The sequence below is a fragment of the Actinomadura sp. K4S16 genome, assembly GCF_008327685.1.
In the GTDB taxonomy this organism is placed as follows: domain Bacteria; phylum Actinomycetota; class Actinomycetes; order Streptosporangiales; family Streptosporangiaceae; genus Spirillospora.
This window is the reverse complement of sequence record NZ_BDDE01000017.1, coordinates 79,089-97,750: the sequence shown is the minus strand read 5'-3', so window position 1 is coordinate 97,750 and position 18,662 is coordinate 79,089. Positions and strand designations below refer to the sequence as shown.

At 72.3% G+C, this 18,662-nt stretch carries 20 protein-coding genes; 13 read left to right on the top strand and 7 right to left on the bottom strand.

The features are described 5' to 3' along the window. Positions 1-129 precede the first annotated feature (129 nt). From K4S16_RS26490 to K4S16_RS44495, 4 genes are all read left to right on the top strand, one after another. Positions 130-1,719, top strand: a complete 1,590-nt coding sequence (locus K4S16_RS26490) for a DUF1254 domain-containing protein (protein WP_200842132.1) — start codon at positions 130-132, stop codon at positions 1,717-1,719. A gap of 11 nt (positions 1,720-1,730) precedes the next feature. Further along, positions 1,731-2,408 (top strand): GAP family protein, encoded by a 678-nt coding sequence (locus tag K4S16_RS26485; RefSeq protein ID WP_149261748.1) that lies wholly within the window; start codon positions 1,731-1,733, stop codon positions 2,406-2,408. A 148-nt stretch (positions 2,409-2,556) separates the two neighbouring features. Next, positions 2,557-3,498, top strand: a complete 942-nt coding sequence (locus K4S16_RS26480) for a hypothetical protein (RefSeq protein WP_149261747.1) — start codon at positions 2,557-2,559, stop codon at positions 3,496-3,498. Continuing rightward, entirely contained in the window at positions 3,498-3,665 is a 168-nt protein-coding gene (locus K4S16_RS44495) for a hypothetical protein (RefSeq protein ID WP_160161041.1), read from the top strand. The genes K4S16_RS26480 and K4S16_RS44495 overlap by 1 nt, the downstream gene beginning before the upstream one ends. Here K4S16_RS44495 and K4S16_RS26475 read toward each other — a convergent pair whose 3' ends face one another. Both K4S16_RS26475 and K4S16_RS44490 read right to left on the bottom strand, forming a co-directional pair. Then, positions 3,666-4,151 (bottom strand): hypothetical protein, encoded by a 486-nt coding sequence (locus tag K4S16_RS26475; protein WP_149261746.1) that lies wholly within the window; start codon positions 4,149-4,151, stop codon positions 3,666-3,668. It abuts the gene before it with no gap. 160 nt (positions 4,152-4,311) lie between these two features. Next, a complete protein-coding gene (locus tag K4S16_RS44490; RefSeq protein WP_160161040.1) occupies positions 4,312-4,875 on the bottom strand; it encodes a hypothetical protein in 564 nt (187 codons plus the stop codon). 110 nt (positions 4,876-4,985) lie between these two features. Here K4S16_RS44490 and K4S16_RS26465 point away from each other — a divergent pair, with 110 nt between their 5' ends. The 6 genes from K4S16_RS26465 (at position 4,986) to K4S16_RS26440 (ending at position 11,227) form a co-directional block, all read left to right on the top strand. Beyond that, positions 4,986-5,669 carry a response regulator transcription factor gene (locus tag K4S16_RS26465; RefSeq protein WP_149261744.1) on the top strand — a complete coding sequence of 228 codons (684 nt, stop codon included), beginning with the start codon at positions 4,986-4,988 and terminating at the stop codon, positions 5,667-5,669. Then, positions 5,666-6,949: a HAMP domain-containing sensor histidine kinase gene (locus tag K4S16_RS26460; RefSeq protein ID WP_149261743.1), complete on the top strand. Its 1,284-nt coding sequence runs from the start codon at positions 5,666-5,668 to the stop codon at positions 6,947-6,949. Before K4S16_RS26465 ends, K4S16_RS26460 begins: the two co-directional genes overlap by 4 nt. Positions 6,950-7,009: 60 nt before the next feature. Further along, entirely contained in the window at positions 7,010-8,158 is a 1,149-nt protein-coding gene (locus K4S16_RS26455) for a M23 family metallopeptidase (RefSeq protein ID WP_149261742.1), read from the top strand. After that, positions 8,155-8,973, top strand: coding sequence for a hypothetical protein (locus K4S16_RS26450; protein WP_149261741.1), 819 nt, complete (start codon positions 8,155-8,157; stop codon positions 8,971-8,973). The genes K4S16_RS26455 and K4S16_RS26450 overlap by 4 nt, the downstream gene beginning before the upstream one ends. Next, the gene (locus K4S16_RS26445; RefSeq protein ID WP_149261740.1) at positions 8,970-10,445 is read left to right on the top strand and encodes an NADH-quinone oxidoreductase subunit NuoF family protein; all 1,476 of its coding nucleotides are present in this window, start codon (positions 8,970-8,972) and stop codon (positions 10,443-10,445) included. Before K4S16_RS26450 ends, K4S16_RS26445 begins: the two co-directional genes overlap by 4 nt. A gap of 215 nt (positions 10,446-10,660) precedes the next feature. Continuing rightward, the gene (locus K4S16_RS26440; RefSeq protein ID WP_149261739.1) at positions 10,661-11,227 is read left to right on the top strand and encodes a DoxX family membrane protein; all 567 of its coding nucleotides are present in this window, start codon (positions 10,661-10,663) and stop codon (positions 11,225-11,227) included. A 121-nt stretch (positions 11,228-11,348) separates the two neighbouring features. Here the strand turns inward: K4S16_RS26440 and K4S16_RS26435 are convergent, their stop codons facing one another. Beyond that, positions 11,349-12,647 carry an MFS transporter gene (locus tag K4S16_RS26435; RefSeq protein ID WP_235037095.1) on the bottom strand — a complete coding sequence of 433 codons (1,299 nt, stop codon included), beginning with the start codon at positions 12,645-12,647 and terminating at the stop codon, positions 11,349-11,351. A gap of 354 nt (positions 12,648-13,001) precedes the next feature. Between K4S16_RS26435 and K4S16_RS26430 the strand changes: the two genes are divergently transcribed. Then, positions 13,002-13,583 (top strand): TetR/AcrR family transcriptional regulator, encoded by a 582-nt coding sequence (locus K4S16_RS26430; protein WP_149261738.1) that lies wholly within the window; start codon positions 13,002-13,004, stop codon positions 13,581-13,583. Positions 13,584-13,720: 137 nt separating this feature from the next. Further along, on the top strand, positions 13,721-13,960 hold the full coding sequence (locus K4S16_RS26425) for a hypothetical protein (RefSeq protein WP_235037094.1): 240 nt from the start codon (positions 13,721-13,723) through the stop codon (positions 13,958-13,960). A gap of 28 nt (positions 13,961-13,988) precedes the next feature. On the opposite strand, the gene K4S16_RS26420 is transcribed toward K4S16_RS26425, so the two are convergent. The 3 genes from K4S16_RS26420 to K4S16_RS26410 all read right to left on the bottom strand — a co-directional run bounded on the left by K4S16_RS26420 (position 13,989) and on the right by K4S16_RS26410 (position 17,053). Continuing rightward, the gene (locus K4S16_RS26420) at positions 13,989-15,197 is read right to left on the bottom strand and encodes a PAS domain-containing sensor histidine kinase (protein WP_149261737.1); all 1,209 of its coding nucleotides are present in this window, start codon (positions 15,195-15,197) and stop codon (positions 13,989-13,991) included. A gap of 487 nt (positions 15,198-15,684) precedes the next feature. Further along, positions 15,685-15,936 (bottom strand): DUF4873 domain-containing protein, encoded by a 252-nt coding sequence (locus tag K4S16_RS26415; RefSeq protein ID WP_149261736.1) that lies wholly within the window; start codon positions 15,934-15,936, stop codon positions 15,685-15,687. A 268-nt stretch (positions 15,937-16,204) separates the two neighbouring features. Continuing rightward, a complete protein-coding gene (locus K4S16_RS26410; RefSeq protein ID WP_149261735.1) occupies positions 16,205-17,053 on the bottom strand; it encodes a helix-turn-helix transcriptional regulator in 849 nt (282 codons plus the stop codon). A 464-nt stretch (positions 17,054-17,517) separates the two neighbouring features. On the opposite strand from K4S16_RS26410, the gene K4S16_RS26405 reads away from it, so the two are divergent. Beyond that, a complete protein-coding gene (locus K4S16_RS26405) occupies positions 17,518-18,336 on the top strand; it encodes a helix-turn-helix transcriptional regulator (protein ID WP_160161039.1) in 819 nt (272 codons plus the stop codon). Positions 18,337-18,389: 53 nt separating this feature from the next. Here K4S16_RS26405 and K4S16_RS44485 read toward each other — a convergent pair whose 3' ends face one another. After that, positions 18,390-18,584 (bottom strand): DUF397 domain-containing protein, encoded by a 195-nt coding sequence (locus K4S16_RS44485; RefSeq protein WP_160161038.1) that lies wholly within the window; start codon positions 18,582-18,584, stop codon positions 18,390-18,392. Positions 18,585-18,662 lie beyond the last annotated feature (78 nt).

Sequence of the window (18,662 nt, the reverse complement as noted above, 5' to 3'; positions counted from 1 at the left end):
CCCCGGCGGCGATCGTTCATCTTTCGTCCAGCGAGAAACCAATGACTCAGGACGCTGCGTTTAGTGATGGTTCGCGGCAGGTACGGCTCGTGGGCGAGGGGAGCCCTCTCCCGAGAACGGAGCGATGCCTTGCAGCAAGCCGGACGGATCTCGCCCCAGGTCATGGAGTCGCTCTCGACGCCCGGGCGGGTGGAGACGCGCCTGGGCACTCTGGAATTCCCGCTGGGCATGCCCACCGACGAGACCGCCGACCGCGTCTACGACCATCTGGACCATGTGCACGCCGTCGGAGCGTTCCTCGACGCGTATTCCGGGGTCAACGTGTGGGCGGCGCGCAAGGGCTTCCTCGAGGCCGGGATCAGGGACCACGACGTCCTGCTCTTCTCGGAGTTCATGGATTCCGAGACGCTCGTGCTGACAGGGAACGCGGACACCGTCTATTTCGTGACGTTCCTCGACCTGACTGAGGGCCCGCTGGTAGTGGAAATGCCGCCCCTCTCCCTGTGCTTCGTCAACGACATGTGGTTCCGCTGGGTCGCGGATCCCGGTATGGCCGGGCCGGATCGCGGGGCCGGCGGCAGATACCTCTTCGTCCCGCCCGGTTATGAGGGCCCCCTTCCGCAGGGCGGCTACTTCACCCAGCCGACCCGCACCACGCGGCTCCTCCTGGGCGGGCGGGCGTTCCTAGAAGGCGACGACCCGAAGCCGGCGGTCGCGCGCATCAAGGAGGGGCTGCGCATCCACCGCTACGCCCCCGGATTCTTCGGAACCAGCATCGGGGAGATCGTCACCGGGGGCACGGCCCCGCCGTCGCCGTGGACCGCTCAGACGTGGACCGCCGCGCTCCGCAAACCCGACCCGCCGCGCTTCGTCGAGGGCACCGGGTTCGCCGTGAACACGGTCCCACCCGCGGACGCGACCTACTTCGACCTCGCGAGCGAGCTCGTGCACGACCAGCCGGCCGAGGCGCTCGATCCCGAGATCGCCGGTGCTCTGGCCGCCCTTGGGATCGCCAAGGACCGGCCGTTCCAGCCGGATCCGCGGATGCGGGGGATCCTCGCCGAGGCGGCCGCGGTGGGGAACGCGACGGCCCGTACCCTCGCCTGCCGCCCGCGCCCGGAGGAGGGGGCGCACTTCTACGGCGCGTCCTCCCAGTGGGTCAACGGCCTGCTCGTGTCCGGCTACGACTTCATGACCCCGCCTCCGGACATCACCGACCGGGGCGTCGAGCTCCGTCCGAGCGACGGCGCCCGCAAGCTGAACCTGCGGACCTGGTGGTGGTACCTGGGCGTGGGCATCAGCCCGGCGTTCACCGCACCGTTGCCCGGCATCGGCTCGCAGTACCTGTTCGCGTTCGCGGACCGGCATGGCCGGGCCCTCGACGGGGGCGGGCACTACCGCCTGGTGCTCCCGCCGGACATTCCCGCAGCCCGTTTCTGGTCGTGCACCGTCTACGACAACCAGACCCGCTCGATGCTCTCCACACCGCAACGCTTCCCCCGGGCCGGCAGCCAGGACTATCCCACCCCGGCGGCGGCCGCCGCCGCGGACGGCAGGACCACGGTGCACTTCGGGCCGGACCGGCCCGACGGCGTACCGGAGGGCAACTGGATCCAGACCGTTCCGGGCAAGGGATGGTTCGTGGTCCTGCGGCTCTACAGCCCTCTGCCGCCGTTCTTCGACAAGACCTGGCGGCCGGGCGAGGTCGAACCGGTGTGAGGTAGACGGCCGTGGGCGAGGCGATCGGTCAGGTTCTGTCGTACGCCGTCGGGGTGGCGCTGAGCCCGTTTCCGATCATCGGTGTGGTGCTGATGCTCGCGACTCCCAGGGCGCGGTCCAACGGGCCGGCGCTGCTCCTGGGCTGGATCCTGGGACTGTCCCTGGTCGGGACGGTCGTGCTGCTGGTGTCGGGCGGCGCGGGGCCGAGCGAGCAGGGGCAGCCGGCCGAGTGGGCCAGCGCGCTCGACCTCGCGCTCGGCGTGCTGCTGCTGTGGGTGGCGGTGAAGGAGTGGCGCGGCCGGCCGCGCGGCGACGAGGAGGTGTCGCTGCCGAAGTGGCTGCACGCGGTCGACTCGTTCACCCCCGTCAAGGCGGGGGCACTCGGGATCGCGCTGTCGGCCGTCAACCCGAAGAACCTGCTGCTCGTGATCGCCGCGGCGGCGGCGATCGCGCGCACGGACATCTCGGCCGGCGCGCAGGCCGCGGCGCTCGCGGTCTTCGTCGTGATCGGGGCGCTCGGGACCGGAGCGCCGGTCGTGCTCTACTTCGCGCTCAAGGAGCGCTCCGAGCACATCCTCGACGGCCTCAAGGTCTGGATGGAGCGGAACAACTCGGCGATCATGACGGTGATCTGCCTGATCCTCGCCGCGAAGCTGGTGGGCGGCGCCATCAGCGATCTCTCCTCCTGACGAGGCCGAGCATGCTCAGGCCGGCTCGCCGACGTCGCGGGCGATCCACGCCGGCGTGTCGAACCGCCCCGCCCGCGTCAACGGAATCGAGGATGCTCCGCGAAACGGACCCCTTAGTTCCCGAGGAGGTAAGTGCTTAGATACTCCCGTGACCGTCAGACCCTCGTTCGACCCGCTCATCGCGGCGGAGGACCGCGCCCTGCTGGAGGCGCGGCCTGAGTTGCTGCACCCCGCCGCCGGAGTGCGGCCGTCGGGGCCGGTCGGTGGGCGGACCCCCCGGGATGTGCTCTTCAGCCTTTGGAATGCCCCATTGTGGGCACTTCTGCCCCTCGTCGTCGCTCCGTTCTACGGGCGCAGGGCGCTGATCGCCGGAGCGATCGGGCAGGTCGCGGCGGGCGCAGTGCTGATCTTCGCGCCCGGCGGCCTCTTCGTCCTGTCGGGAGCGGCCGTGGTCGCGTTCGGTGTGCTGCTGGCCCGGTGCGGGCAGGGCCGTGCCGGTTCCCTCGCGCGGCGGCTCCACGGCTCCTACGTGGTCCCGGACGACCTCGACACCGCTACGGCGGCACTGCTCGGGCGGGTCCAGCGGGCGATCCAGGTGGTGCTGACCTCCGAGGTCACCAAGGAGGGCCTGCTCGACGATCTGCGGAACACCGTCACGTTGCCGGCGCAGGAGTGGGAGGTCGCCCAGACCCTGCAGGAGATCAGCCGCTTGTCGGAGGAGCAGCGGACGGCGCGCCTGGCCGGGCAGAGCGCCGAGCTCGCCCAGATGATGGCCCCGCAGGCCAAGGCGCTGAAGCTGGCCACGGCCTCGGTCACGGAGCGCATCGAGGCCATCGAACGGTACGCCGAGCAGGTGACGGCCGCCGATCGGGCACTGCTGCAGTGGAAGACCCTGCAGCGCTTGGCCGACAGCAGCGACGCCTACGGCGAACTGCTCGCGCGGACCGTCCGGGACGAGCTGGCGGTCGCGGAGATCGACGGGCTCACCGACGAGGCGAGGAAGCTCGAGGAGGCGCTGCGGCACAGCGTGGAGAAGGCGCGCAGGACCGGGCTCACACTGCTGCCCGGCGGGCTGGCGGAGGCGGGCTGATGACGCGTCGGCGCGAGAGCGGCAAGAGCGGCAGGAGCGGCAAGGCCGGGACGCTCCCGGCGCTGTCTCCGGGCGGGGAGGAGCTGTTCGGCCGGATCCCGGTCTGGTTGAACGCCCTCGGCGGGCTGGTCCTGATCGTCCTGCTCTGCCTGCTGCTCTTCGCCTGATCACATTTCCCGGATCGCCGCCCGGAGCGGCTCGCCGGTGATCTTCCACCAGGCCCCGGCGAGGATCAGCGTGCCGACGAGCGCGAGCGCGACCCGCCAGCCGGGCAGGCCGCCGTTCTCGAGGATCGGGCCGCGGGCGTGCGGGTCGAACACCCGGTCGACGTGGAGCTTGCCCCAGAGGCCGAGTTTGGACGAGATCGCGCTGGTCCCGCCGATACCGAACCCGGCCTGGAAGACGACTCCGATGGCGCCCATCCCCGCGGCGCAGAGGCCGAAGGCCCCCTGGCCGACCGCCACGGCCCCGATGGCGAGCTGGCCTATGGCGACGACGCCCCGCGCGAACTGGCCGACAGCGATGACACCGGTGGCGATCTGACCGATGGCGATGATCCCGCTGGCCTCCTGCCCGACGGCGAACACGCCGACGGCCCGGGGCCCGACCGCGAGGACCGCCGGGGTGCCGTCCCCCATTGCCACGAGCTGCATGCGGCGAGCATAAGGGATCTCTTACCCGAGCCGGGAGGTATGGGCAGTTCAAGTGGGCCGGTGTGCAGCCCTCCCATGCCGATCGGCTCGTCCAGTCGTCCCTGGAATCGGGACCAGGTGGTCGCGGCGTCCGCACCGTGCACTGCCAGGGCGGACGAGGCTATTCGCGGCTCTCGGAATGGCGGTGGTAAGGGTCTTCGGTGTGCGTGCGGTCATCGGGATGCTCGCCGGTGCGGTCCGTGCGCTCCCTGCGGACGGTGGCGAAGGGGCGGTCGCCGCGGCAGGCGACGACCATGGTGACCTGGCGGGCGGACGAGCGGAACCGGACGAAGACCGGGCTCTGCGGTCCGCGGCGGCTGTCGCCGACGCTGTAACCCTGCCGGGGCGTCCAGGAGGCCAGGTACGCCGAGCCGTGGTTGCAGCGGGCGACGATGTCGCCGGCCTCGGAGGCGAGGTTGGTGACGGAGGTGGTGATCTTCTGGGTGACCGTGACCGTCGGAGCCGGGCGGCGCGAGGGCCGCGGGGCCGCGGGCGACGAGGGCGACGGGGCCGGTCCGGCCGTGGGGGCGGCCAGCGCGGCCTCCACCTCGCGCGGGCTCATGGGCTCGGTGCCGCGGTCGGTGATGCCGGAGCCCACCGCGGAGATCGCCGCCATGCCCGAGATGATCGCGATGACAGCGGCCGCCGCCCACGCCATGGCGGCGAGCGCGCTGTGCTTGGACATGTGCCGACTGTCGCATGTTCGTGGCTAAGGGTCGGTTAAGTTGCCCTTAAGGCCCCCGTAAGGGGGTGATCCGGCCGGTGCCGGCGGAGCGGGCGGTCTAGCGTTGCCGCGTGGTCCAACTGTTGCTCGTGGAAGACGACATCGAGGTGCGCGGCAGGCTCGTCCGGGCGCTCGGTGAGCGCGGGCACGCGGTGGCGTCGGTCCCGACCGGCATGGAAGGGATCCGGCGGGCCGTCACCGCGCGGCCCGACCTGGTGATCCTGGACCTCGGCCTGCCGGATCTGGACGGCGCCGAGGTGCTGCGGATGCTCCGCGCGGTCAGCGCCGTCCCCGTGATCGTCGCGACGGCCCGCGACGACGAGCGCGAGATCGAGCGGATCCTCGACGCCGGCGCGGACGACTACCTGGTCAAGCCGTTCGGCGCCGGGCAGCTCGACGCCCGTATCAGGGCGGTCCTGCGCCGTTCGGAGGGCGCGGACGCCGCGGCGCCGGCGGTCCAGGTGGGCGGGCTGCGCATGAACGCGGCGGCGCGCGAGGCGGTGCTGGACGGGCGGATGCTCGAACTGTCGCCCAAGGAGTTCGACCTGCTGTACTACCTGGCCTCGCGCCCCGGGCAGGTGGTCTCCAAACGCGAGCTGCTGACGCAGGTGTGGCAGGTGCCTATGGGCGGGGCGAACAAGACGATCGACGTGCACGTGGCCTGGCTGCGCCGCAAGCTTGGCGAGACGGCCTCGGCGCCCCGGTACCTGCGCTCGGTCCGCGGCTCCGGCATCAAGATCGTCGATCCGACGTGAGGCGGCACATCACGCTGCTGGTGGCGGCGACGGTGGTGCTGGTGCTGGTGGCGTTCCTCGTCCCGCTGGCGCTGCTGGTCCAGGACGTCGCGCGGACCCGGACCCTGGCGGCGGCCAACGTGCGGGCGCAGTCGCTGGCGCCCGTCGTGGCCGCGGGCGACCGGGGGACGGTCGAGCTGGCGCTGCAGCAGAACGCCTCCACCGGCCACCCGATGACGGTGCTGTGGCCGGACGGGCGGGTCAGCGGGGCGCCGGCCGCGCGCGACCCGGGGGTGCGGCTCGCCGAGCGCGGTCAGAGCCTGACGGTGGACACGCCCGGGGGACAGGAGATCCTGGTGGCGGTGCTCGGCGTGCCCGGCGGGACGGCGGTGATCCGGACCTTCGTGTCCGACCGCCAGATGCGGGCTGGCGTGACGCGGGCGTGGGGGATCCTGGCCGCGCTCAGCAGCGGACTGCTGGCGGTGAGCCTGGTGCTCGCCGACCGTCTGGCGCGCTCGCTGGTGCGGCGGATCGCCCTGCTGGCCGACCTGGCCAAGCGGGTCTCGAACGGGGACCTGGACGTCCGGGTCGCGCCGGGCGGGCCGCCGGAGATCCGGGACGTGACGATCGGGCTGAACGACCTCGCGGCCCAGATCGGCGAGCTGCTGGCCCGGGAGCGGGAGTCGGCGGCGGACCTGTCGCACCGGCTGCGGACGCCGCTGACGGTGCTGCGGCTGGAGGCGGAGACGCTCAGCGACCCCGCGGAGGCGGAGCGGATCGGCGACCAGGTGGGGGTGCTCGAACGCACCGTCACCGACCTCATCAACACCACCCGCCGACCGGCCCGGACGGAGGCGCCGCGCGCGGACGCGGCCGCGATCGTGACCGAACGGGTGGAGTTCTGGTCGGCGCTGGCGGACGAGCAGGACCGCCGCGTGGACCTGGACGTCCCGCCGGGTCCGCTGCCGGTCAAGGTGCGCGCCGAGGACCTCTCGGCCTGCCTGGACGCGCTGCTCGGCAACGTCTTCTCGCACACGCCGGAAGGGAGCGCGCTGGCCGTGGCGCTGCAACCGCGCAGCGGCGCCGTCTACCTGACGGTGGACGACGCCGGCCCGGGTTTCGGCGCCCGCCACCTGCTGCGCCGCGGCGTCAGCACCGCGTCGTCCACCGGGCTGGGGCTGGACATCGTGCGGCGCACCGCCGAAGCCAGCGGCGGCAGCCTTCAGCTCGGCGTGTCCCCGGCCGAAGGCGCGCGGGTCATGGTCCGTTTCGGGGTTCCGCCCCGGGGCCGCGCTTCTTAGCCCAGCCTTAACCTGGAGGCAGCGCCGCCTTATCGGCTCGGACGCGACCCTGGTCCGGTGATGTCCAGCCACCAACCGGGCGGCCGGTCGATACTGCCGCTCGCCAACCGCATCACGTGGCTCGGCGGTGCCGGGGCGAGCGCCGTCCTGCTCATCCTGTCCGCCGTCGTGGCGCAGACGGTGGCGCCCGCGCGGAGCGGGCCGGCACGGGCGTCCGCACCCGCCTCCGGCCGGACGCGGCCGGTGCATGGCTCGCACCCCTCGGAACCCGCCCGGCCGGCGGCGAAGTCGACGCCGCTCGTGCGCACCGTGCGCGCCGTGGTCCTGCGGCAGCGCGCGCCGCTCGCGCGCCGCGACTTCGGGGGCCACGCCCCGGCGGCGCCCAGGGTCCTGCTGTCCCGGTCGGACCCGGCGCGCGGCTGGGCGTTCGGCTCCTCCGTCCTCACTCCCCCCGAGGGCGTGGACGCCCCTCCCGACGCCTCGCTGTTCATCGCCCGCCGCGCCAGGACGGGCTGGCACGTCGCCGTGACCGGTTCCGAGACCTTCACCGCCTACGCGCGGCAGGCGCCGGACAGCGTCGTCCCGAAGGCCGAGCGGTCGTTCCTGGCCGCGTACGGCAAGGCGGCGGCGTCGAAGGACACCGGCCTGTCACTGCCCTGGGGGGCGGGCAAGTCGTGGACCATGCGCCCCACGGGCAGCGCGGAACTGATCGCGTTCACCGGCGGGGACGGGCGTGTGCTGGCGGCCGGATCGGGGCGCCTGTACCGGCTGTGCAGCCGCGAGCCCGCCCACGGCATGCTCCTGCTGATCCATCCCAACGGGCTCGCCTCGACGTACTCCCAGATGTCGGCTCTCGCGAACGTCAAGGACGGGGCGGTCGTCCAGCGGGGCGCCTACCTCGGGACGGCCGGGAACGAGGAGTCCTGCACGGGCGCGCACGTGGACGGGGCCGCCGCGGTGGTGTTCGGGGTCCTGTCCGGCGGCCGCCCGGTGCCGCTGGACTCCCTGCGGATCGGCGGCTGGACCCTGGACGTGCCCGCATCCGGACCGATCCAGGCGGAGCGCCCCGGGTTGCGAATCCAGGCGGGGGATCCGCTGCTCAACCTCGGCGTCGCCCCCGGTGCCTCCCCGGCGCCGTCGGCGAGGCTCAGCCCCACGGCTCCGGCGCCGTCCCGCAGCGTCGGTGTTCTGATGCGGAAGGCGTCATGAGCGCGACCTCCTCCTCCGACACCCTGCCGTCCGGCACCGGCCGGCGGGTGCGCGCGTTCCTGCTGCTCGCCGCCGGCCTGGCCGCCGCGGCCGCCGCCGGGCGGACCGCTCCGGCCGCGAGCGCGCTGGCCGGCGTGCACGCGTTCCTGGAGTTCTTCTCCGGCGTGTTCACCCTGGTCGGGCTGACCGGGGCGGTGGTGTTCGGGCTGCTGGCGAGCGGCCGGTTCACTCCCGTCCGGCTGCGGATCGTCGCCCAGTCCGGGCACCGGGCCACGGCCACCCTGTCGATGAGCTTCCTGGCCGTGCACGTGACCCTCAAGATCCTGGAACGGCACGCGACCGCGCTGGACGCGGTCCTGCCCGCCGCCGGGCTGCGCGGGCACGGTCTGATGGTCTCGCTGGGCCCGGTCGCCGGTGATCTGATGATCCTGGCGTTCCTGATCGGCGTCGCGCGCGGCCGGTTCATCGGCGCCGGCCGGGTCTGGACGTGGCGGCTGCTGCACCTGAGCGTCTACGTGTGCTGGCCGGTCGCCCTCGTCCACGGCCTCAACGCCGGCCGCGCCGCGAAGAGCTGGGTGACGTTCAGCTATCTCGCCTGCGCGGCCGTCGTCGTGGTCCTGGTGCTGCTGCGCCTCGCCCTCGCCGCCCGGCACCGCCGCGCGACCCGGCCGCGACCGGCGCAGCCCGCCGTCCCCAGGTCACCGGCCCGGCCGGCGGCCAAGCCTGCGCCGGACGTCGTCGCCCGAGTGCCCGACGAGCAGTTCTGGGCGGACCTGAAGGATGAGGCCCGCCGCTGGTCGAGGAGCCGCCCGTGAGCCCCGTCCCCCAAGTGACGACGATCGGCCGTCCCCGGCTGCTGGCCGGGCTCGACCGGGTCTCCCGGCTGGACGCCGCCGCGCACCGGCGCGTGCACCGTGTCCCGGCCCGGTTCTCGGTGCCCGATCTGGTGGCCCTCGCCGAGGCGGTCGACCTGCGCGGCCGAGGTGGAGCCGCCTTCCCCTTCGCCCGCAAGCTCACCGCCGTGCGTAAGGCGGCGGCCCGGTCCGACCGGCCCTGCGTGGTACTGGTCAACGCCACCGAGGGCGAGCCGGCGAGTTCCAAGGACAAGGCGCTGCTCGCGCACGTCCCGCATCTCGTGCTGAACGGCGCGATGCTCGCGGTCCGGGCGCTGCGCGCCCGGGAACTCGTCATCGGGATCACCGATGAGGGGCCGGCCGCGCGGTCGCTGCGGCTGGCCGTCGCCGAGTCCGGGCTGGACGACCGGGTCCGGGTCGTCCAGTTGCCGGAACGGTTCATCACCGGGGAGGGCGGCGCCCTGGTGCGCGGCGTCAACGGCGAGACGCCCATACCGCCCGGGCGCAAAGTCAGGGCGGCGGAGAGCGGGGTCGACCGGCTGCCGACCCTGCTGTCCAACGCCGAGACGTTCGCGCAGCTGGCCGTCCTCGCCGGACTGGGCGCCGAGGGCTACCGGTCCGTCGGCACGGCCGCCGAGCCCGGCACCGTCCTGCTGACCGTCACCGTCCCCGACGGCGGCCACGTCGTCGTGGAGACCCCGACCGGCGTCCCCCTCGCCGACGTGCTGCGCCGATGCGGCACCGACGCCGGGCAGGGCCTCATGGTCGGCGGGTACCACGGCGCCTGGCTCACTCCCGCGCAGGCGGCGACCGCGGCCGTGTCGCGGGAGTCGATGACGGCGGCGGGCGCCGCGCTCGGCGCCGGGATCATCGTCCCGCTGCCCCGGGACACGTGCCCGGTCGGCGAGGTCGCCCGCGTCGCCGCCTACATGGGGGCCGAGTCCGCCGGGCAGTGCGGCCCCTGCCGGCTGGGCCTGCCCGCCATCGCCCAGTCCTTCGGCGCCCTGGCCGCCGGGAACACCGGTGACGAGGCGCTCGCCGCGATCCGCAACGGCAGCGCGACCGTGCGGGGGCGGGGGGCGTGCAGCCACCCCGACGGGACGACCCGCTTCCTGCTCTCGGCGCTCAAGGCGTTTCAGGACGACGTCGACGCGCACCTGACCAAGGGCGGATGCGGCCGTCCCACCCGCCGGTTCCTTCCCGTACCGGGGGAGCGGACCGAGGAGGAGTCGGGGGCCCAACTGGCCATCGACTGGTCGCGCTGCGCCGGCCACAAGCTCTGCCGGCATCTGCTTCCCGAACTCATCGAGTTGGACCGCTTCGGCTATCCCGTCATCACCGGCGCGGCCATCCCGTCCCGGCTCCTGCGGGGGGCCGCTCAGGCCGCCGAGATGTGCCCGGCCCTGGCGCTGTCGATCCGGGCCCGAAGCTGACACCCGGCCGGATCCGCCGGCGCATGGAGAGCCGCTTCCGATAGGAGCGACCGCATCCGGGTTAAAGTCCGGGCTCCCGTATCAGAGCAGCATTTTCATTGTGGGACGAAGGTCCCTTAAAGGGTGGGGCGAATGCACCTATGGGGGGTGGTTCGGGGTGCGTTGAATGATCAGTGACAGGAGTTCGGGGTTCGATGGGAAGGGTGGGGACGACAATGGCTGTCTCCGAGCACAGGATCAGCGGGCGCCGGGCTCTGGTGAGTCTGAAGGTGGTGGCGGCCAGGCCGATCACCGAGTCGCCGGCCGCGCGGTATGTGTGGGCGGTTGCCCGGATCGCGCTGGGGTGGGTGTTCTTCTGGGCGTTCCTGGACAAGGCGTTCGGGCTGGGGCATGAGACCCCTGCGGGCAAGGGGTGGATCGACGGCGGCAGCCCCACCGAGGGGTTCCTGGCCCACGCCCCCAAGGGCCCGCTGGCCGGGTTCTACAACGATCTGGCAGGGCTGGCCTGGGCGGACTGGCTGTTCATGCTCGGCCTGGCGGGGATCGGCGCGGCGCTGATGCTGGGGATGGGGATGCGTCTCGCGGCCGGTGCCGGGGCGGTGCTGCTGGTCATGATGTGGGCGGCGGTTCTGCCTCCGGAGAACAACCCGTTCATGGACGACCACCTGGTCTACGCCCTGCTGGCTGTGGGTCTGGCTCTGGTCAGCGCCGGCGACACTCTGGGCCTGGGCCGCTGGTGGGCCGGCACCCCGCTGGTCCGCCGCCTCCCCTTCCTCAAGTAGCCACATCGCCATCAAGAAAGGGGCGCCCACCACGCGGTGGGCGCCCCTCGCATGTCCGGCAGTGCATTGAAGAAATGCGGGTCGAAGGTCTACCGCCAGGCCTCGCCCGGCAGGTCGGGATTCAGGGGGCCGGAACGGACTGGCGGGTCCGGGAGTCGGAGCCGTGCGCCGGGCGCCGCGGCGACCGGGACCTTCCGAGGCCGCCGAGCGCTATCGCCGCCATGCCGATGAGGGCCGCGACCAGTGGCACGACCAGCGCCGCGTGCAGGCCGTCCAGCAGATCGGACGGCGCCGTGCCGGGTCCGGCGGCGGCGTCGTCGACAGCGGTGACGACCGCGAGGACGAGCGCGGGCCCGAGCTGGAACGAGGTGTTCACCAGCCCGCCCGCGACACCCTGCTCCTCGGCCGGAACGCCGTTGGTCGCGGCGATGTTCAGGGGCCCGTAGGCGAACGAGAACGCCACGCCGACCAGCAGGAACGTCGGAAGCATGGCGGGCGCGTACGCCGAGTCGGGGCCGAGCGGGAGCAGCAGGGCGTACGCCAGGGCGGCCGCCGCCAGCCCGGCGAGGGTCACCGGGAACGCGCCGAAGCGTCCCACCAGCGGGGCGCCGATCCGCGGTGCCAGCAGCGCGACGAGGAGGCCGGACGGGGCGACGGCGAGGCCGGTCTCCAGCGGCGACCAGCCGCGGACCTGCTGCATGTAGAGGGTCAGGATGAACAGGCAGGACACCCAGCTCCCCAGCAGCGCCATCGCGCCGAGGTTGGCGCGGATCACCGGACCCGACCGCAACAGGCCGAGACGGACCAGCGGCGCGGGCGCGCGGCGTTCGATCAGGGCGAAGACCGCGAGCAGCAGCCCGGTGGCGACGAGGGAGCCGACCGTGCGCGCCGACCCCCAGCCCGCCTGGGGCGCCTCGACCAGGGTGAACACCAGAAGGAGCATCGCGGCGGTGGCGCTGATGGCGCCGGCCACGTCGAAGCCCTGGCGAGGGCCCTCCGGCCGGACGGTGCGGGGGACCAGCCAGAGCGCGCCGAGGAGGGTCGCGACGGCCATCAGGACCGGGGCGAAGAAGACCCAGCGCCACGACAGCTCGGTGAAAAGGCCCCCTACGACCAGGCCCAGAGCGAAGCCGGACGCACCCGTCGCGCTGTAGACCGACAGGGCCTTGTTGCGGGCCGGCCCCTCGGCGAAGCTCGTGGTGATGATGGACAGCCCGGCCGGAGCGGAGAACGCCGCGCTGACGCCGGTGAGGAAGCGGGAGGCGATGAGGACCTCGCCGTTGGCGGCGATGCCGCCGACGGCCGAGGCGACCAGGAACGCGGCGAGCGAGAGAACGAACATCCTGCGCCTGCCGAGCAGGTCGGCGGCCCTGCCGCCGAGAAGCAGGAAGCCGCCGAAGCCGAGCACGTAGCCGCTCACCACCCCACTGCAGCGAGCGGGTGGACATGCCGAGGTCCGCGCCGATCGAGGGCAGCGCGACGCCCTTCATCGAAACGTCCAGGGCGTCCAGGAAGAGCGCTCCGCAGAGCACCAGCAGCATGCCCCAGGCACGTCCGCCCAGCCTGCCGCCGTCGTCGGCGGCCATCGAACCCGTTGTGTCCACGTACGACTCCTCACGGTTGCGGACCGATCGGTCCCGGACCGAACGGTCCCCATCCTTGATGGACGGCGGAGCCGGTGTCAACCGGTCGGGAGCTCCGCGCCCGAAGCGGCGGACCGATCAGTCCGCTATAATCCGTGCGGGGACGGTCGACGGTCCGGCGGAGGTGCTCGATGGCCCGAAAGCCCGACGAGGGGGCGCGCGATCGCATCCTGGAGACCGCGTCGCGCCTTTTCGCCCGGTACGGCGTGCACGCCGTGGGGCTCCAGCGGATCATCGACGAGTGCGGCTGCGGCAAGAACCTCCTCTACCGCGAGTTCCGCAGCAAGGACGAGCTGGTCGTCGCCTTCCTGGAGCGCTGCAAGGACGACTGGGACGCGGTCGTCGCCGATGCCGCCCGGCCGGAGACGTCCGACCCGGGCCGGGAGATCGTCGCCCTGGTCGCCGCGGTCGCCGAGCGCGCCGCCGAAGACGGCTTCCGGGGCTGCCCGCTGCGCAACGCCTACGCGGAGTTCCCCGACGAGACCCACCCCGCCCACCAGGTCATCGTGGACCACTTCACCGCCAAGCAGGCGCACCTGCGCGACCTCGCGAAGCGCGCCGGAGCGCGGGACCCGGAGGCCCTCTCCGACCGGATCAACCTGATCATCGACGGTCTCAACGCCAACGGGGCCGTACTGGGCTTGAAGGGTGCCACAAGCGCCGCCGTGCAGTTCGCCCAAGACACCGTCGAGGCCGAAACGCGGCGAGCCTGAGCCTCCACCCCGCCTAAGGGCCCTGCCGGTGCCCTCGTCCCGACGACCTCGGACCTTTCGACGGCCTGCGGGGCTCGCATGGAGGGCGAGCGGCCGGGTAGGGCTCGGCACGAAGACCGACGGAAAAGGGGGGACCGATGAGTCTGATGCATGAGCAGGAGACCGGCGGGATTACGGGCACCAAGGACAAGGACTACAACCTGGTCTGGTTCGTTGAGCAATGCCTGAGCAACGCGCTGCGACTGGAGATCTACATCGCCGACGCCGAGCGCGAAGGCGACAACGAACTGGCGGACTTGTTCCGCCGTGCCCAGACCGAGAGCCGCAAGGGCGCCGAGCAGGGCAAGGACTTCCTGCGCCGGCGCCTAACCGCCTGACGCCGTTCGACAACGTCCGCGCGCCTTGTCAGGGGGACGTGCGGGGCAGGTGGAGGACCATGCGGGTTCCGCTGGGGTGGTCGGCGACGTAGAGGTCGCCGTGGTGAGCGCGGGCGATCTGGCGGGCGATGGGCAGGCCGAGGCCGGTGCCCTCGGGGTCGCTGCGGCGGGCGTCGGCGCGGCGGTAGAAGCGCTGGAAGACCGCTTCCCGCTCGTCGGCGGGTATCCCGGGGCCGTCGTCGATGACCTCGACGAACGCCTCCTCGCCGCGTTCGTGGACCTTGATGTGGATCAGGCTGGTGGCGTGCCGGTCGGCGTTGGTCAGCAGGTTGGCCAGCAGCCGCGCCAGGCGGACCGCGGACCCTTCGACCACGATGCCTTCGGTGATGTCGACGGTGGTGGCGCAGGCGAGGCCGGACCGCGCGAGTTCGGCTTCCACCAGCGCCGACAGGTCGACCGGTTCGGTGGGGAAGGGGGCCTTGCCTTCGAGCCGGGCCAGTTCCAGCAGGTCGCTGACGATGTCGCCGAGCCGTTCGGCGTCCTGCAGTGCCGCGTGCAGGACCTGCCGCGAGTCGGCCTGGGGGTCGGTCAGCGCCACCTGCAGCCTGGTCTGCAGGCCGGTGAGCGGGCGGCGCAGGTCGTGTGAGGTGTCGGCCACCACCTGCTGCTGCCGGCGCAGCGCCGCGCGGGCGGCGGCGGTGGCCTGCCGCTCGCGTCGCTGTGCCCGGCGCAGCCGCCGGTTGGCCTCCTGGAGTTCTTGCGCGCGCTGGAACAGCTCGGCTTCGGTCGCCTCCACCTGGTCGGCCAGGAACCCCTCCTCGGCCGCGCCGGCCGACCGGAGCCGCTGGATGTAGGAGGTGATCTCCTCGACCCGGTTGACCACACATGTGACTCGGCCGTCCGGTCCCAGCAGGGGGGAGTTCACCGCGGTCCAGTATCGTTCCTCGAAGTTTCCCGGCTGCCCGGCCGCCTGCACGTCGTAACGCACCAGCGGCATCACGTCGACGTCGCCTTCGGCCAGCACGCGCTCCAGTGAGGCGCGCAGCTCCTGGACGCCCTCCCCGGACGGACCACCCGAAAAGACCTCGAAGATCCGACGCCCGAGCAGCTGTCCGCGCGGGCGTTCCACGACATGCTCGTACGCCCGGTTCACCGCCAGGTACACCAGGTCGGACGACAGCACCGCGCACGCGGCGGGAACCGCGTCGAACACCGCTGAGTAATCCAGGGTGGTCACATTGACTGCCTACCCCGGCCGCGTCAAGAACTCCTCCCCACCGACCCCGCCACGCCCTAAGACGCGCGCTTATCCCGGACGCCGGGGACCACTTGGCGCTGCCGCCGGAGGTGGCCGAGATCTCGACCCGCTTCGAGCGCTCGGCGTCGGCGACAGGATCGTCCCCGTTGAGCGCGAAGGCCGGGTCCTGCCGGCCGCGCACTCACCCGAGCGGGTCACGGTAGTGGACGGCACGCAAGTGGGAGCAGATCGGCGACCCGCAACTCGTCGACTTCTATCGCACCTGCGGCGAGGCCCTCGACCAGCCCGCCGACAACCCACGGCTGGCCGAGCCGGCCGACTGCATCACGCGGATGGCCGACGAACAGACCGGCTGGACCAAGCTCACGCGCGGACCCCGAAGGATTCCGCCTCTTGATCGCCGTGCTCGAAAGGCAGCGGCCCATGCGACCGGGAGGATGCCGGCGCCGCTGGTCGGACGATCTGCTCAGCCGAAGGGCGGCGGACCACTTCCGACCAGCGTGACGACGTCGGACCAGGCCTCCGAACCCCCGAGCGCGACCTGTCCCTCGCGGCCGTCGGGAAGCCTCAACGTCCGGTCATGAGGATCGCTGGAATCGAAGTCGGCGATGGTCGCGGTCCCGGACCACTCCCGCTGCCTGGAGCGCAGATCGACGTAGACCTCGACCTCGGCTCCCCCGCTGCTGATCAAGGTGGCGGGCCCCCTGTAGCGGCTCACGCCCGGACCTTCTCATCGAGACTGGTGTGGAGTCTGTTCACGAAAACGCACCATAGTCCCAAGGTCGGACGTTCCCGTCCCGCGACCTCTAGTAGCAGAGGCTTCCTGCCCTACGCCGGCTGGTACCTGAACGGGACGCATCGTCGGCCTGTCCCGCACCCGCTCATGGAAATAGTCGATTTCCCGGCTCTCCACCCCCATCGTTTCCCGGTCCCCCTCGCTTCGATCGAGGTGACCACTGAAGCAAGGGGGTACGGGCATGCCCGGGTCAGAGCTCTACCCGCAGCGCCTTGAGGAAGTCGCGCGTCGCGGAGGGTGTCAGAGCGCGGGCCCACAGCTGCTCGAACGCCGACAGATAGAGGCCGACCTCCTCGGCGGCCTCGATCATCCGGCCGCCCCCACCGAACTGCTCTGTGTAGACGACGCGCGGGTCGGCGGCGAACTCGAAGATCTGCGCGGGGAAGCCCTGCGCGTTGCTCGGGCCTCGGCTGAACGGCATCACGCGCAGCTCCAGCTTGTTCTGGTCGGACGCGTGGATGAGCCGGTCGAGTTGGCCCGCCATGATCGCGGTGCCGCCGGCGTACCGGCGCAGCGGCGCCTCGTCCAGCACGATCGCCAGCTGCGGACCGTCCGGCCCGGTGGCGATCCGCTGCCGCTCGGCCAGCAGTTCCACCCGCCGCTCGATCGCGGCGCTGTCGAGTTCGTCGGCCGCGGTCAGCTGGGCTCGGGCGTAGTCCGGGGTCTGCAACAGCGGGCTGACGGCGCGTTCGTCGTAGATCGAGACGCGGACCGCGTCTTCCTCCAGGCTCAGCAGGTTCTCGGTGCTCTCATCCATCACGGCGGAGTAGGCCGACCACCAGCCCTTGCGGCGCGCCTCCCGGACCATGGTGAGCAACTCCTCGCGGCGCTCGCCGCTCACCCGGTAGAAGTCCAGCAGCTCGCGGGCGTCCTGAATCCGGACCGCGACGAGGTTGTTCTCGATCCGACTGATCTTGGCGGGCGAGCACTCCAGCCGCTCGGCGACCTCCTCCAGGGTGCGGCCGGACGCGCCCCGCAGCCGCTGGAGTTCGGCAGCCAGCCTCCGGCGCTGCATCACCGGGCTCCTGCCACGTGCCATCCCGTCCCCTTTTCCGCCGTCTCGCAGCTCGACGTTACATCTTGCAATTTGCGTTCTGCGCCCCGCTCTCGCCCTGGAGTCGAACTCGGGGGGCAGGGCTTGATTACCTGGAGGATACGTGGATAGGCGCTCACGGCCGCGAGAGGTGTCCGGTACCGTCGGGAAACCGTCCCGGTGGCCGTTCGCGGAGTTGGAGAAGGTCTGCGCCCTTTGTGCGCCGATCCTGCTGGCGGCCGGCTGGACATGGCCGGCGCTCGCGGCGTTCGTAGCGGCCCTGCTCTGCTGGCTGCCCCAGCCTCTCGGCCGGCTGCGGCGCGCCCTCTGGCCTCCGGTGCGTGGGCGGCATGCCCAGTGTCGTGGGGAACGTCACGCAGGTGACCGGGGTATCCCGGATTGCGAGGACTAGCCGCGCTGATGCATAATCAGCAAATTGCAGGTTGCAAACGATCACCGCGGGGGTGGGGATGGGGATCTGGCAACGTCGCCGGCTCGGCACGCATCTGCGGGGGCTGCGTACGGCGGCCGGTCTCGACGCCGGCGCTGCGAGCGCGGCGCTCCAATGGCAGCCGCACAAGCTCGAACGCCTGGAGGCGGGGTTGGCCGGCATCCGGCGGGCCGACTACAAGGAACTGGTCGCCGCGTACGGAGCGGAGCCCGAGGAGGCGCTGCTCGCCGGCACCCGCGACTGGTGGGCTCCGTACTCCGACGACATCGGCGACGACTACGAGACCATGCTGATCCTGGAGGAGAGCGCCGTCCGGATCCGCACCCAGACCGCCGGCCTCATCCCCGGACTCTTCCAGACCCGCGGCTACGCCGCGGGGCTGTTGGGCACCCGCCGCGACCAGCCGTGGCCGCGGATGGAACGGCTCGTCCGGCTCCGACTGGAGCGCGCCCGCGTCCTGAGCGGCGACATCGGCCCGGAGGTGGAAGCCGTCATCGACGAGGCCGCGCTCCGCCGCCCCGTCGGCGGCGCCGCCGGGATGCGCGCCCAGTACCAGCACCTGATAGAGCTGGCGCATCGGCCCCGCGTGACGATTCTGGTCCGCCCGTTCGCGGCACCGCCTTTCCGCGAGGCTGGCTTCACCTTCCACCTCTTCGCGCTGCCGGAAGAGCCCGGAGGAATCAATTCGGTCGTGCAACTGGAGGAATTCGACCGGGAGTATTTCGAATGGACCGCCGCGGAGGTTGACCGGTACGCGGACGCCTTCGACCGATCCCGGGCCGGGGCGCTCGACCCGGACGCCTCGATCGTGTTCCTCACCCGGCTGGCGGCGCGGTGACCGGACTGACCGCCGGGCGCCTGCAGGGGCGGCGCCCGGCGGGCCCCGCACGGTCAGCCGCGCAGCATGGCCAGGAGCCGCCGTGCCGCGACCGGGTCCAGCGCCAGCGTGCCGCCCTCCGGGTCCTTGGAGTCGCGCACCAGCAGCCCGGCGCCGTCGCCGGCGACCTCCACGCACGCGTCATTGTGCGAGCCGCTGTAAGAGCTCTTGCGGAAGGCCGACCGCTTTCCGCTGTCAGAGACATCCATGGATCTGCTCCTCGCCCGGCGGGCCCGATGCCCGCCGACAAGGTGATCATCCGTTTCGATGCCGGGAAAGCAGCGGGG

Coding starts and splice junctions, on each gene's coding strand:
- K4S16_RS44495 (WP_160161041.1), top strand. CDS start 3,498: ATGACGCGTCGGCGCGAGAGCGGCAAGAGCGGCAGGAGCGGCAAGGCC.
- K4S16_RS26475 (WP_149261746.1), bottom strand. CDS start 4,151: ATGCAGCTCGTGGCAATGGGGGACGGCACCCCGGCGGTCCTCGCGGTC.
- K4S16_RS44490 (WP_160161040.1), bottom strand. CDS start 4,875: ATGTCCAAGCACAGCGCGCTCGCCGCCATGGCGTGGGCGGCGGCCGCT.
- K4S16_RS26455 (WP_149261742.1), top strand. CDS start 7,010: ATGTCCAGCCACCAACCGGGCGGCCGGTCGATACTGCCGCTCGCCAAC.
- K4S16_RS26450 (WP_149261741.1), top strand. CDS start 8,155: ATGAGCGCGACCTCCTCCTCCGACACCCTGCCGTCCGGCACCGGCCGG.
- K4S16_RS26440 (WP_149261739.1), top strand. CDS start 10,661: ATGGCTGTCTCCGAGCACAGGATCAGCGGGCGCCGGGCTCTGGTGAGT.
- K4S16_RS26430 (WP_149261738.1), top strand. CDS start 13,002: ATGGCCCGAAAGCCCGACGAGGGGGCGCGCGATCGCATCCTGGAGACC.
- K4S16_RS26425 (WP_235037094.1), top strand. CDS start 13,721: ATGAGTCTGATGCATGAGCAGGAGACCGGCGGGATTACGGGCACCAAG.
- K4S16_RS26410 (WP_149261735.1), bottom strand. CDS start 17,053: ATGGCACGTGGCAGGAGCCCGGTGATGCAGCGCCGGAGGCTGGCTGCC.
- K4S16_RS26405 (WP_160161039.1), top strand. CDS start 17,518: ATGGGGATCTGGCAACGTCGCCGGCTCGGCACGCATCTGCGGGGGCTG.
- K4S16_RS44485 (WP_160161038.1), bottom strand. CDS start 18,584: ATGGATGTCTCTGACAGCGGAAAGCGGTCGGCCTTCCGCAAGAGCTCT.